Source organism: Kineothrix sp. IPX-CK (assembly GCF_039134705.1).
Classification (GTDB): Bacteria; Bacillota; Clostridia; order Lachnospirales; family Lachnospiraceae; genus Kineothrix; species Kineothrix sedimenti.
Window position 1 is genome coordinate 2,464,705 of record NZ_CP146256.1, and the last position, 14,676, is coordinate 2,479,380.

The window sequence follows — 14,676 nt, forward strand, 5'->3', positions numbered from 1 at the left end:
TGTATTTCTTTACGAAATACGACAAAATTCCAAATGAAATATCAAAATGTTCACCCGGCTATTTTTTCGGCGGAAATCACCCCGTCATCCATTAGCCGCTGTATGGTTTTCAGTATGCCGAATTTGGCGTGGGGCCATGTAAGACCTCCCTGAAAGTATACCGCATAAGGAGGCTTGATCGGTCCGTCCGCGGACAGCTCAATGGAGGAGCCGGATACGAAGGCTCCCGCAGCCATGATCACCTGACTGTCATAGCCCGGCATATCCCATGGCTCAGGCGTAACGAAGCTGTCCACCGGCGCAGCGCTCTGGACGCCCTTGCAGAAAGAAATCACGCCCTCCGGGGAACCGAAGGTAACCGCCTGAATGATATCGTGGCGGCTCTGGGAACCGTCCGGTACCACCGCAAAACCTAAGCGCTCGTAGAGATTCGCAGCAAAAACAGCTCCCTTCAATGCGCTTGCCGTAACCGTAGGTGCCAGAAAAAGGCCCTGGTAAAAAGAAGGCAGTATGCCGAGGGAGGCTCCCACTTCCTTGGAAAGCCCGGGAGAGGTGAGACGGCACGCCGCATTTTCCACACACTCTCTTTTTCCCGCAATATAGCCGCCGGTAGGTGCTAACCCGCCTCCCGGATTCTTAATGAGAGAGCCGACCACCATATCCGCCCCTGCATCGGAGGGCTCTATGGTCTCAACGAATTCTCCATAACAGTTGTCTACCATGCAGATAACATCCGGCTTGATATTTTTGATAAAGGAAATCAGCTCTCCGATCCGCTCTACCGAAAGAGTAGGTCTTGTCTGATATCCTTTGGAGCGCTGTATGGTAACGAGCTTTGTTTTATCGTTTATTGCCTTTTTAATATTCTCATAATCAAAGGCTCCGTCAGAAAGCAAATCCACTTGCCTGTAAGAGACCCCATATTCTGCCAGAGAGCCTCTGGAAGGACGAATGCCGATAACTTCCTCCAAGGTATCATAAGGCTTTCCAACCGGGGAAAGAAGTTCTTCTCCCGGACGCAGGTTGCTCATAAGCGCCAGCGCCAGCGCATGGGTCCCGCAGGTAATCTGAGGGCGCACTAAGGCGTCCTGGGTATGGAACAGCTTAGCATACACTGTCTCTAAAGTATCCCTTCCCAAATCGTTATATCCATATCCCGTGGTCCCAAGCAGGCAGGCTTCGCTTACCTTCGCCTCCTGCATGGCATTTATCACCTTTAGCTGATTGTATTCGGCAACGCGGTCTATCTGCGCAAAGCGGCCGGACAACTCCACCCATACTTTTTCTCCGAAAGCGTATACTTTCTCTGTTATGCCGAGAGTCTTATAAATTTCATTATTGTTAGGCACTTCTATATTTTCAGACATGTTTTCGTATCTCCTCGCATTTCATCAGCATATAATTAAGAATCGCTTCGCCGTCGTAGGCAAACTCATTCTTATTTATCCAAATAACGTCTTTTTCCCGACGAAACCATGTGAGCTGTCTCTTGGCAAAATGCCTCGTATCCCGTTTAATCAGGTAAACGGCCCTTTCCAAATCGATTTCTCCGGCCAGATAACTCAATATCTCCTTGTACCCGAGGCCCTGCATGGATACCATATTCCCGGTGCAGCCTTCTTTTTTCAGGCATTCGACCTCTTCCACCAACCCATCCCGAAGCATCTTGTCAACACGTTCATCTATTTTCTCATAGAGAAGGCTTCTTAAGTCATTCAAGACGAAATAACGGGATAAATAAGCAGACTTCTTCTCTCTTTGCTCTTCATTATGCTCCGATATTTTCTCGCCGGTGAGCATATGAAATTCTAAAGCACGGATAACACGCTTCACGTTATTTTCATGAATGGCCTCAGCGGCTCTTTTATCCACCTTCTCAAGCATCTCATGAAGGAACGCGTTTCCTCTTTCCTCCGCAAGCGCTTCTAATTCTCTTCGGTATACAGTATTTTCCTCATTATCCGTAAAATCGATATCGTAGAGAATCGACTGGATATAAAATCCGGTTCCACCCACTAAAAGGGGAATCCTTCCCCGCTCATAAATGCCTTTCATGCACTCTTTCACGTACTTCTGGAAAAGCACTACATTAAACTCTTCCTCCGGCTCTAAAATATCCACCATATGATGAGGAATACCCTGCATTTCCTCCGGACGTATTTTCGCAGAGCCCACGTCCATACGCTTATATACCTGCATGGAATCGGCGGAGATAATTTCTCCGCCCACTTTTTTCGCCAACTCGATGGATATCGCCGTCTTCCCCACAGCCGTGGGACCTGTCAAAATAATGAGAGGCTTTTTTGCATCTGTCATAAGTTATTTCCTCATGAGTATATATACTCATTATAAACATCAAACAATTCTTTTAAATTTCTTCTCTAATTCATATTTGCTCATAGATATAATGGTAGGCCTTCCGTGAGGGCAATGATAAGGATCCTCCAAAGCCAGCAGTTCATCGATCAGGGCCTCCATTTCCATAATACTAAAGGACATATTTCCCTTTACCGCCGCCTTGCACGCCATAGTTGCGATTCTCCTATTAATCACTGCCGGAGTCCCCTTAGGTGCTCCCTCAGCCAACTCATCCAGCATTTCAGTGAAAAACCTGCTCTCACTGCAGCCGTACAGTTCCGTAGGTACGCTTCTGATGGCATACTCGTTGCCGCCAAAAAGCTCTATTTCAAATCCCATATCCGCAAAGGATACTTCATATTCTTTCAGAACACTTTCCTCCCTGCCTGATAAAGTTACGATAACAGGCGGCTCTAAAAGCTGAGATTGTACCTGACATTCCTCCAACCCCCTTATGAACTTCTCGTATTTCACCTTTTCGTGAGCTGCGTGCTGGTCAATGATAAACAGCTTATCCGAGAATGCAACAAGCCAGTAGGTATCAAATATCTGTCCCATAATGCGGTACTGTGTCCTGGCTTCCCTAGTCAGCATTTTTTCTTCGAACAAGTTGAGCTGTGTCGGTTTTTCGACAAAAATATGCTCGCCTGCTTTTATGATATTTGCATGATTCTTTGCATTCTCTTGAATATCCGAACGGTTTTCCGTTCCTATTATCCGACCCGCCGGAGGATTCTGCAGGACATCCTTCATTTTATCCTCCATCTGCTGTGTTTCTTCTTTTTTCGGCATAATTCGGTTTTCGACAAAAAAATCGCTTTCTGTATCGGTATTTTCTTCGCGTGCATCTCCGTAAGTATTCTCTTCTCTCACGGCATCTTCTGCTTTTACAAGGCTCTCGTTTTTCGTGAGAATTCCTGCGTTTATCAGACTTTCTGCACTTGCAAAGCCTTCTCCCCTGCCCCCGTACAACCGTTTCGCCTCAAAAGGCTCAGGAATTGCACCCGCAGGAATTATCTCCGGAGCTTCCTTCTTCCTCTCCTCCAATATGACGGCTGGAATCAGCTCCGTTTCATGAAGGCTCTTTGTAATATGTTCGGAAATAAAGTCATAGAGCTTCATCTGGTTCGTGAACCTGACCTCCATTTTGGTAGGATGCACATTCACGTCCATTTCCTGAGAATCGATCTGAAGGTGAAGGACTACAAAAGGAAACTTGTGCTGCATTACATATTTTTTATAGCCTTCTTCAATCGCTTTGCCGATGATACCGCTCTTTATAAAACGACCGTTAACAAAGTAGATTTCAAAGCTTCTGTTCGCTCTGTTGATTTCCGGCTTCCCTATAAAACCTGACATATGAATGCCGCTTTCCGAGATATCCACAGGAATCAGTGAAGAGGAAATATCCTTGCCGTAAATCCGGTAGATGATTTCCTGCAGATTGCCGTTTCCCGAAGTGTAAAAGCGAGTCTGTCCGTTATTGATATATTTGAAAGAAACTCCGGGATTAGACATCGCCATATGCTCCATCAAATCGGAAACATAACCACCCTCAGTCTGTGGCTGCTTTAGGAATTTCTTCCGCACGGGAGTGTTGAAAAAGAGATTTCTCACGAGAATCGTTGTACCGTCCGGAGCGCCCACCTCTTCCGCCTCTTTTTCCAAGCCGCCCTCTATCGAATAACGTATTCCGGTAAGCTCATTCTTCGTCTTCGTAATCAGCTCGAGCTTCGATACGGCAGCGATGCTGGACAGTGCTTCTCCTCGAAAGCCGAGGCTTACGATATGCAGCAGATCCTCCACCGTATTGATTTTGCTGGTGGCATGTCTTAAAAAGGCCTTCGGAACCTCGCTCTTGTCGATGCCTGAACCGTTATCGGTCACACGAATCAACGAGATGCCCCCCTCCTTGATTTCCACCGTGATTACCGTGGCGCCTGCATCTATCGCATTTTCCAATAGTTCCTTCACCACGCTGGCGGGGCGTTCCACAACCTCGCCGGCGGCTATTTTATCTATCGTGTCTTTGCTTAATACGTTTATCTGTGCCATGTTTTCTACCCTTTCCGTCCCTTCCTGCGTTTACCAGCGGTTCTTTAGCTTGCTCTGCAATCGGTACAAAGTATTCAGTGCATCTAAAGGCGTTAGATTGGTAACATCTACCTCTTTCAATTCCTTAATCACATCTTCATCGCTTACCGTATCGAATAGGGAAATCTGCTCCAAATCTACCTCGTCATATTTCTTTGCCGTCTTTTTATCTGTTTTATTATCGATTGCAATATTCTGCACCTTTTCCGTAATGTCGTTATCGCTGAGCTGCTCCACGATTTCTTTTGCTCTGTCGATTACCATGTCGGGAACGCCTGCCAGCTTGGCGACCTGAATGCCGTAACTCTTATCCGCTCCGCCCTTTATGATCTTACGAAGAAAGACGATATCATCCCCTTTCTCCTTCACGGCGATACAGTAATTGTTCACATTGCTCATCTTCCCTTCCAACTCGGTCAGTTCGTGGTAATGGGTGGCAAAAAGAGTCTTTGCTCCCAGATATTTTCGATTGCTGATATGCTCGATCACCGCCCAAGCGATACTGAGCCCATCGAAAGTAGATGTTCCTCTGCCGATTTCGTCCAGCACCAACAGGCTGTCCGGCGTGGCGTTTCGCAAAATATTCGCCACCTCGTTCATCTCCACCATAAAGGTACTTTGTCCGCTGGCCAAATCGTCGGAGGCACCCACTCTCGTAAAAATCCGATCCACAATGCCGATATTCGCCGCAGAAGCGGGCACAAAACTTCCGATCTGCGCCATCAGTACGATAAGGGCAGCCTGTCTCATATAGGTAGACTTTCCTGCCATATTCGGCCCCGTAATGACGGAAATACAGTTTTTATTATTATCCAGATAAGTATCGTTGGAGATGAACATATCGTTAACAATCATCTTCTCCACCACCGGATGTCTGCCGTCCCTAATGTCGATGATGCCCTTTTCATTTATTTTCGGGCGTACATATTTGTTTCGTTCCGCCGTCAGCGAAAGTGACGCGAATACGTCCAACGCCGCCACCGCCTTTGCCGTCTTCTGGATTCTCTCGATTTCTTCAGCGATAGTATCTCTCACCTTGCAGAATATATCATATTCCAAAGCGAATAATTTATCCTCCGCATTTAAAATCGTGTCCTCCAGCTCCTTCAGCCGGGGGGTAGTGTACCTTTCAGCATTGGAAAGCGTCTGCTTTCTTATGTAGTCGTCCGGCACCATCCCTAAGTAAGAATTCGTCACCTCGAAATAATAGCCGAATACTTTGTTGTATTTGATGCGCAGGTTTTTGATTCCCGTACGCTCCTTATCATCATTTTCCAGCTTCGCAAGCCAGTTTTTACCTTCCGTCTTGGCTCTCCGCAAGCTGTCTATCGTCTCGTCAAAACCCTCTTTTATAATTCCACCTTCCTTTATGGCGATAGGAGGCTCGTCCACGATCGCATTTTCTATAAGGCGGCAAATATCCTCCAAGCCGTCGATATCTTTGTCGATACCCTGCAAAAGCTGGCTGTCGAGATCGTGCAAAACGGTCTTTATATGGGGCAGCATTTCGAGAGAATTACGAAAGGCGGTCAAATCTCTGGGATTGGCGGTTTTATAGCTGACTTTGCCAAGAAGCCTCTCCAAATCATAAATCGGATTCAAATATTCTCTGATTTCATCTCTGGACACGGCATTATCACACAGCACCTCGATAGCATCCTGACGTGCGGCAATGCTCACGGCATCGATCAAAGGCTGTTCGATATAACTTCTGAGCGTTCTGGCTCCCATGGCAGTCTTCGTCTTATCTAACACCCACAAAAGAGACCCTCTTTTCTGCTTTTCCCGTAAGGTCTCCGTCAGCTCCAGATTGCGTCTGGTGGAGCTGTCCAAAAGCATATATTTACTCGTAAGATAGGGATATAAATGAGTGAAATGGGCCAAGGAAGTTCTTTGCGTCTCATAAAGGTACTGCAAAAGCGCTCCGGCCGCTATCATTCCTACAGGGAAATCCTCAATACCCAGTCCCGTCAGGACCTGAACGCGGAAATGCCGCATCAGGCATTTTTTACATCCATCATCATCAAAATAATGCGAATCCAGCGAATATAGGGTAATGCCCAACCTGTTTTTTAAGTCCTCCACATCGGCACCACTGACTAAAAAGGCGTCGTTGCAAATGATTTCCGAAGGCATATATTTATTGATTTCATCTGAAAGCCTGCGCAGGTCCTCCACTTCCGTCAGGTAATAATCGCCGGTGGTCACATCGGCAATGGAGATACCTATTTTGCCCGGAAAATAGGAAATACACATCAGATAGTTGTTCTGCGTCTCTTCCAACGCCTGCATGTTCAAGTTCGTACCCGGTGTAACGATGCGGACTACCTCTCGTTTCACGAGCCCCTTTGCGAACTTCGGATCCTCCATCTGCTCGCAGATGGCCACCTTGTATCCCTTGGAAACCAGCTTATTCAAATATCCGTCTACCGCATGATAAGGAATTCCGCACATCGGTGCACGTTCCTCCTGTCCGCAGTTCTTTCCGGTCAATGTAATTTCCAGCTCTTTCGATGCGGTCAGCGCGTCCTCGAAAAACATCTCATAGAAATCGCCGAGTCGGTAAAAAAGAATACAGTCCTTGTATTCTTCCTTCGTTTCCATATATTGCTGCATCATAGGAGTTAATTCCGCCACTGTTCCTCTCCTCTGTTCCTCTGTAATTGAATAAACGGGCATACTCCATATGTACACCCGTCTTTAATATACCACAAAATGTAGGGGTTGTAAATCGACCGCTATTGATAGTATCTATCATTTCAAGCGCGGATTCTATTCAAATGTAAGTGTGCTTTAAACTTCCTGCAGCATTTCACCGGCATAATAAAAGCCATGACATTCCTTTAGCTTTACCTTCACTATCCTGCCGATAAGAGACGCGTCTCCGGGAAAATGTACGATAGTGTTATTGGAAAGCCTTCCTGTAACGAGAGAATCATTCTGCTCATTCACCTCTTCCACAAGCGCAGTCTGAATCTGTCCCTGCAGAAGCTTGGTGCGCTCTTTCGCAGTATCCTGAACTACCTTCAAAAGCTTGTCGAAGCCCTCCTTCACCACCTTCTGCGACACCTGATTATCCATGGCCGCAGCCGGAGTTCCGGTCCGCTTGGAATAGATAAAGGTAAAAGCGTTGTCGTACTGCACCCTCTTTACAACATCGATGGTCTCCTCCACATCCTCGAGGGTCTCTCCCGGAAAACCTACCATGATGTCCGTGGTAATAGACATATCAGGGATTTCTTTCCGGATCCTCTCGGCAATGGCAAGATACTGCTCCTTGGTGTAGCTGCGGTTCATAGCCGCCAGGATACTGGTGGAACCGGATTGAAGCGGCAGATGAAGATGACGGCATATCTTCTTCGATTCCTTCATGACCTGAATCAGATCTTCCGACAAATCCTTAGGATGAGAGGTCATAAAGCGGATTCTCTCGATTCCTTCTACCTTTTCCACCTCGCGCAGAAGATCTGCGAAACTCATAGGCTCCTCTAATGTCCTGCCGTAAGAGTTCACATTCTGACCTAACAGCATAATCTCTACCACACCGTCCGCCGCAATGCTTTCTATTTCCTTTATAATATCCTTAGGACTGCGGCTGCGCTCGCGTCCTCTCACATAAGGCACGATACAGTAACTGCAGAAGTTATTGCAGCCAAACATGATATTGATACCTGATTTGAACGGATATTTGCGCTCTACCGGTAAATCCTCAACAATCTGATCAGTATCCTTCCATATATCGATTACCATATCCTCGGATTCGAACATAGTACATAAAAGCTCTGCAAACTTAAAAATATTGTGGGTACCGAAAATCAAATCCACGAACCGGTAGCTCTTCTTGATCTTTTCAATGACTACGTCCTCCTGCATCATGCAGCCGCAGAGGGCGATTTTCATATGGGGCTTTTTCTGCTTCATACTATTTAGGAATCCCAGTCGCCCATATACTCTTTGGTTGGCATTGTCTCTGACCGTACATGTATTGTAGATTACGAGATCGGCGTCCTCAGACTCTATCAGCTCGTAGCCCACCTGCTCTAATATGCCTGCCAGCTTTTCCGAGTCTCTGGCATTCATCTGGCAGCCGAACGTAGTTACGTTGCAGAGAGGTCTGCGGCCCAGCTTCTTCGCCAGTTCATCTACATGCTCCTTTGCTTTTTCGATAAATAAAAACTGACGGGCAGTTTCTGTTTGTGTTGTCATAAAAATCCTTACTCCTCTTCTTCCTTCTGACGGATTATCATGGACGCTGGAAGGTATTCCATCAGCTGGCGGTATAGCTCGTCAATGCTGATGGGCTTGGATAAGTTTCATCTGCCTGATTTTCTTAAAGGTCTCGATTCCATCCATTCCCGGCATCATGTGATCCATCAATATTATATCATAATGACTTTTGCTCACTTTGTCCAGACATTCCGGTCCGCTGAGCGCATCATCCGTCTGAATTTCACATCTTTTCAGAAGCCCCGCACTACGGTAATATTGACGGCGTTATCATCCACGACAAGAGCCCTCGCTTCAGGTGCCGTAAATAGATAAGCGGACTTGTGGGGAGATGTATTGTTTACATTTTGCAGCTTAAGCTTTCCTATCGGAGCGGAAGCCTGAAGCTTATTCGGTATTCCCTGCGGAATCTCAAAGCGAAAGGTACTGCCCTCGCCATAAACGCTTTCAACACTCAGGCTTCCGCCCATAAGGTTCACCAGTTCCTTCGTAATAATTTCATTTCGTACTGATCCGCCTTTACCTCCAATTTACCCGATTCTATCTTGGAAATATCCAGTACATCGTTGATGAGGGCAAGAAGCGCCCGTCCTGCTTCCCTTATATTTCCAGCATATTCATTTATGTTCTCCGAAGTGCTCTCCCGTAAAATAAGCTCGTCCATACCCACGATAGCGTTGAGCGGCGTGCGTATTTCGTGGCTCATATTCGTTAAGAACATGCTCTTTGCCCTGTTCGCTTTTTCCGCATCGTTTTTCAGCTCCAGCAGCTTGTTGGTATGTTCGTAGGTCTCGGTATGATCAACGATGCGGACAATCTCGCCTAAAAGCCGCTTTTTGCCGTCGAACATAGCCTTTCTCTTCCACTGATAATAACGCCCATCACGTGAAAATCCATCCCCGTTTTTTTAAAGGAAGGAGCGTCATCGGCCCGATATCATAATCTCCGAACACATGAAATATGTTCAGTGGCCAGGACAGCGTGGCTATGGCAGAGGCCGCAATGATCCGCGCGTATTCCGGATGGTTCTTGCTCTTATATCCCATATAGGCACAACTTGCTATGTAGACCACCAACAGGCCTAACATGCCGGAGGAAATAACCCACCAGTAATAAAAAATACCGTATTCCATATCCACATAGGTAATGCCTCCTTCAATGCGCATACTTATGCCTTTGTAGTATAACGTATGATTGGGATAGGTCAGGACAAGAAATAAGATGAACAAATTATTGATCAGATAAAAAAACTTCCAAAAACGATAGCTCTTCTGCGGACTGTAAATGCACACGAACTTAATACCGAGAATCGCGGTTTCTACTGTTTTCGAGGTCAATTCGAAATAATAACCCAGCATATTGATATAGACAAAAATCGTTCCTGCCAAAAGAACCTTCTGCGGCTCGGAGGACTTTGCTCTATAAACAAGTATGATCAGCGCAAACGCTGCAAATGAACCTAATAGCTGAACTATAACCAATATATTCCCCATGCTTTTTCCTCTTTAGCCCAAACCCTCCGCAATCCTGTATAAATAGGAGCGGCTTTTTTTGCCAATCCGCTCCACCACCTCCATGAAAAGAAGGATATTCAAAACGAGATTAGCCGTTTGTGACGGAATCTTCGCGCTTTTTGCCAAATCGGACGAGGTGAACTCCCCTGGAAGCTCATAAGGAAGAAACTGAAGGTAGTCCTCCCGTCTTTCGATAACCACTTCATCGAAAAGAGCCACCGGAATTCTGTCATAGCGGCAGGAGCCCTTTTTCTTATCCTTGCTCCATCCGTTTAATAACCGGTACTCCTCCACATCCATTATCGGAAAGCAAAATTTCAAATTCGCATTTTTCAGATATGGTTTAATTCTGTATAACTCTTTGAAAGCCAGGTATGCACTTCCCGTCGCCGGGCTTTTTCTCTTCCTGGAAAGCTCTCCTGTCGTCTCATCAATCCATATGAGCCACTTCGTATGGGGAATGGGATAAACCACAGTGACCGGATACTCTTCAAGAAATACCTCCAGTTTGGTGCGGATTTTATAAAAATTACCGTTTTGAATTTCGATGATTTCATTTCCCGTATAAATATCCGCCACATAATTGCAAAGAGAAACCTCATGCATCTCCACATCCGGCGCATAATAGTTCTTAAGCACCGCATGCACAGTCTTTTCCTGCAGGGTACCGATTCCACCACGATTTCTCTGTATGCCTATAATTTTGCTTTTAGCCTCTTCAAAACGTTTTTCATTCATATTCGCTTTTTACTTAACTTTATTTTATTTGATTTTCTCAGGAAAACCAACCTTCTTCTGAACCTTTCGCAAGGTCTTCGTCGAATAATAGCCGGCCTTATCCGCATTTTCTTTTATAATTCCATCGATATAGGATTTATCCTGGATCAGCTCTGCAAATCGATCCTGAACGGGCTTTAACACGCCCACTACCGATTCTCCTACCGCAAGCTTGAAATCGCCATAGCCTTTACCATCAAATTCTCTCTCCGTCTCCTCCGGAGTCTTTCCGGTGCAGGAGCAGTAAATATCAATCAGATTCTTAATGCCGGGCTGTTCCTCACGATACCTCACCGCCCCCTCGGAATCTGTCACAGCCCTCTTGAACTTGCGGATAATCGTATCCGGGTCATCCATAAGATAAATGCTCGCATTGGGATTTTCATCCGACTTCGACATCTTTTTTTCCGGGTCCTGTAAACTCATGATTTTCGCTCCGGCTTTTCCGATATAAGGCTCCGGTATCGTAAACACATCGCCGTATATGGCGTTAAACCTCTGAGCGATATCTCTTGTAATCTCTAAATGTTGAAGCTGATCTTTACCTACGGGAACTACGTCAGCCTGATATAAGAGAATGTCTGCCGCCATGAGTACCGGATAGGTGAAAAGTCCGGCGTTGATATTGTCCGCATGCTTGGATGATTTATCCTTAAACTGTGTCATTCGGTTAAGTTCACCCATATAGGTAAAGCAGTTTAATATCCACGAAAGCTCCGCATGGCCCGACACGTGCGACTGATAATAAATACAGTTTTTCTTAGGATCGAGACCTGCCGCAATATATAAGGTCAATAAATTTCTAGCCCTTTTTCTAAGCTCTGCAGGGTCTTGTCTGACCGTTATGGAATGTAAGTCTACAACGGAATAAAAGCATTCGTACTCGTCGCTTAAGGTTACCCAGTTTTTAAGTGCTCCCAAATAGTTACCGAGAGTCAAGGTTCCCGTCGCCTGCATTCCGCTGAAAAGTATCTTTTTGCCGTCTATCATGATGATTGCCTCCAAATTTTAGAATGTAACATTTTTTGAATGTAATAAGTTTAGCATTGGTACTCCATTTCGTCAAGGCAAGGGCGGACGAACCGTAGATTTTATGAGTTTGATAAACCCGAAAATTTGGATACAAAAAAACCGCCTGCATGCGTCCCATCGGACACTGCAGACAGTGATTCAAAAAAGCTTGTCCATTTCACCGGAACCGGACTTTTCGTCGATATCGATCCACTCGATAACGCATATATATAATTCCCCTTTTGCCCTCTCAATGATGTCTGCATCTCTCAAAGGAACATATATCGACGAAAATAGAAAACGTTGGAAAGCTCTCTTTCGGTCCCATTCCAGTAAAATCCTGCAAGCTCTTATACTTTGACAGCAAAGCAAACCGCTTTTTTAAATGCTCCCATACTGTCAAAAATATAAATTAATTACCCCCACCCAATAACCAATTCCAAAAGTTGCCGAACACACTCAATACTGTATACATCGCATCATACCTCCTTTTTCAACAAAATATCATATGGGTATGACATTTTCAACCATTTCTCGTTTAACGGTTACATAACTACATTATCGGTACATTTATTAAACACTTTATCAATCTTTTTATTGGGTACTCTATTTATCGTCATATGGTATCGTCACTTTTACCACGAACTCACCATTTCCAACGTTTATTCTAAAATCTCCGCCATTCTTTTCTACGGTTTCTTTCACGTTTCGCATTCCGATACCATGATTTTCCTTATCCGCTTTCGTAGTGGCCATTAACCCATTTACTAACGTTTCTTTTTTATCTGCCTCCGGCGCACTGTTTATTACCTCGAACTTCATATAATTATTGTTATTGGCAACAACTATTTTCAAATAGCGCTCATTGCATTCCGTTTTATTCAACGCCTCAACCGCATTCTGAGTAAGATTTGACACGATGGTGCAAAGCTCTACCCTATTTATCCTTATATTATCGGGACATTTACCGTTCACGTCGACCTTAACCTCTTTATCAAGCAAGGAAATATAATAATTAAGTACCGCGTCAATAACATCATTTCCAACCGAATAAGTTATGTTCTTAATTTCAAGAAGCTGGCCTTCCATTCCCGACACATAATCCTTCACCTTGGAAACATCTCCGCGATGAGCCAGTTCGTTCAGGCATATAAGATGACTCTGTATATCGTGTCGGAACCTCCTTGTCTCCTCGTTTTTAGCCAGCATAGCCTTATACAGGTTTCTTTGTGTTTCTAAAAGCAAAGCATCCGTTTCCAGATACTTCTTTATAGTTTTATTTTCATTATCAATATAGATCATAATTAAAATAAGGCATGCAACACTTACAAAAGAAATAATCGATATAACCTTTGAAAACAAAATAATCTTTTCATTGGGAGTATATCTGGAGATAGTTTGAAACCCGGCAATAGTCAAAAATATAGCCATCCCCATTACAAAAACGGAAACATATATTATAAACTTATAGATTTTTTTCCATTTTTCATTATCAGGCAATTTAACTTTTTTCTTTATTACAGCGGCTATACTTATTAATACAATTACTATACTATTATTAATTAAATATATGATTTTTTCTTCGGCAAAAGGAATATTTTGTCCTGCTGAAAAAGGCGAAATGATTCCTCCGACTATTTCTCCCATACATATTATTAGAAATCCGGCTCTGAAAATGTTCAGTGCCTTCTCTCCTTTATCACAATCCAAAACAAATATATATGCTATGATAGAGAGAGTACTCCACCATAATAGCAATGTATTCTCATCCACAACCCCAAGCAATGTGAACACCGCAAAGCCTGTTACCGCCGCCGCTCCTATCCAAAGACGTTTTATCTTCAAAGAATAAACTCCACAGAACCATATTCCATACTTAAGCAGCTCCGTAATAAAAATAATCAACAGCAGACAAAATATCTTCATATCATCTATCCTCACGTATATTCCGCTTGATACAGCAAATATGCTTTATAAAAGCTGCTCTTTCTCCTTCGCGAAAGTATAAATTCATTTCTGTCTATCCATATTTTTTCATCTTTATATTTATCTATCCAAAGGATATTTACGATATATTTTTTATCGATCCTAAAAAACAAGCGCATATCCAGTTCATTTTCTGCTCCCTTTAGGGATACTTCTTTTCTGAATATTTCGTTTCCCGCAAAATACTCCGTATAGCTGTTATACGCCCGTATGTATTTTATATTCCTTTGAAGAATCTGGTACTTGTTCCGCTCCTTATACACCTCGACACTTTTCATCCCAAGGGATAAATTAATCACCCTCGTCAAAGCCTCCATGATCCCCTCCTTATGGAAAGGCTTCCGCAAATACCAAACCGCGTTTATCTTAAAGGCTTCCTCAAAATGCTCGGTTTCTCCTGTCGCCATAATGATACGGCAGCCCGGATTGAGCTTGTTTATCTGCTTCCCGGTTTCATAGCCATTCAAAACCGGCATGATGACATCCAGGAAAACCGCATCCAGCTCTTGCACTTTTTCAAGCAGTCCGCTTCCCGAGAGAAACGTATATATTTCATAGTCCTGCCCGATTTCCCGCAAGCATTCTCCGATCATTCGCTCCAGTCTCTCCGTTATCAATTTTTCATCGTCGCAAATACCTATTTTTATCATTAGCATCCCGCGCCATCCTATTTCCATTTACTGGTAATATTTTACAACCACTCTTCTTT

13 protein-coding genes are annotated in these 14,676 nt (G+C 44.4%); all 13 read right to left on the reverse strand.

All coding sequences use genetic code 11. The features are described 5' to 3' along the window. Nucleotides 1–50 precede the first annotated feature (50 nt). On the reverse strand, nt 51–1,367 hold the full coding sequence (locus V6984_RS11980) for an aminotransferase class I/II-fold pyridoxal phosphate-dependent enzyme (RefSeq protein ID WP_342755869.1): 1,317 nt from the start codon (nt 1,365–1,367) through the stop codon (nt 51–53). After that, nucleotides 1,360–2,316: a tRNA (adenosine(37)-N6)-dimethylallyltransferase MiaA gene (gene miaA, locus V6984_RS11985; protein ID WP_342755870.1), complete on the reverse strand. Its 957-nt coding sequence runs from the start codon at nt 2,314–2,316 to the stop codon at nt 1,360–1,362. The genes V6984_RS11980 and miaA overlap by 8 nt, the downstream gene beginning before the upstream one ends. Before the next feature lie 39 nt (nt 2,317–2,355). Next, complete coding sequence (gene mutL, locus V6984_RS11990; RefSeq protein WP_342755871.1) at nt 2,356–4,413, reverse strand: DNA mismatch repair endonuclease MutL; 2,058 nt, start codon at nt 4,411–4,413, stop codon at nt 2,356–2,358. A 30-nt stretch (nt 4,414–4,443) separates the two neighbouring features. Continuing rightward, a complete protein-coding gene (gene mutS, locus V6984_RS11995; protein ID WP_342755872.1) occupies nt 4,444–7,089 on the reverse strand; it encodes a DNA mismatch repair protein MutS in 2,646 nt (881 codons plus the stop codon). A gap of 156 nt (nt 7,090–7,245) precedes the next feature. Next, the gene (gene miaB, locus V6984_RS12000; protein WP_342755873.1) at nt 7,246–8,658 is read right to left on the reverse strand and encodes a tRNA (N6-isopentenyl adenosine(37)-C2)-methylthiotransferase MiaB; all 1,413 of its coding nucleotides are present in this window, start codon (nt 8,656–8,658) and stop codon (nt 7,246–7,248) included. Nucleotides 8,659–8,739: 81 nt separating this feature from the next. Continuing rightward, nucleotides 8,740–8,916, reverse strand: coding sequence for a response regulator (locus V6984_RS22320; RefSeq protein WP_425324256.1), 177 nt, complete (start codon nt 8,914–8,916; stop codon nt 8,740–8,742). After that, a complete protein-coding gene (locus V6984_RS12005) occupies nt 8,913–9,149 on the reverse strand; it encodes a hypothetical protein (RefSeq protein ID WP_342755874.1) in 237 nt (78 codons plus the stop codon). The genes V6984_RS22320 and V6984_RS12005 overlap by 4 nt, the downstream gene beginning before the upstream one ends. Nucleotides 9,150–9,154: 5 nt before the next feature. Continuing rightward, nucleotides 9,155–9,529 (reverse strand): sensor histidine kinase, encoded by a 375-nt coding sequence (locus V6984_RS12010; protein WP_342755875.1) that lies wholly within the window; start codon nt 9,527–9,529, stop codon nt 9,155–9,157. Nucleotides 9,530–9,560: 31 nt separating this feature from the next. Continuing rightward, a complete protein-coding gene (locus V6984_RS12015; RefSeq protein ID WP_342755876.1) occupies nt 9,561–10,172 on the reverse strand; it encodes a histidine kinase N-terminal 7TM domain-containing protein in 612 nt (203 codons plus the stop codon). A gap of 12 nt (nt 10,173–10,184) precedes the next feature. After that, nucleotides 10,185–10,931, reverse strand: coding sequence for a hypothetical protein (locus V6984_RS12020; RefSeq protein WP_342755877.1), 747 nt, complete (start codon nt 10,929–10,931; stop codon nt 10,185–10,187). Nucleotides 10,932–10,955: 24 nt separating this feature from the next. After that, a complete protein-coding gene (gene trpS, locus V6984_RS12025; protein WP_342755878.1) occupies nt 10,956–11,960 on the reverse strand; it encodes a tryptophan--tRNA ligase in 1,005 nt (334 codons plus the stop codon). 627 nt (nt 11,961–12,587) lie between these two features. Further along, the gene (locus V6984_RS12030; RefSeq protein WP_342755879.1) at nt 12,588–13,907 is read right to left on the reverse strand and encodes a sensor histidine kinase; all 1,320 of its coding nucleotides are present in this window, start codon (nt 13,905–13,907) and stop codon (nt 12,588–12,590) included. A gap of 11 nt (nt 13,908–13,918) precedes the next feature. After that, entirely contained in the window at nt 13,919–14,623 is a 705-nt protein-coding gene (locus V6984_RS12035; RefSeq protein ID WP_342755880.1) for a LytTR family DNA-binding domain-containing protein, read from the reverse strand. Between the last annotated feature and the right edge of the window lie 53 nt (nt 14,624–14,676).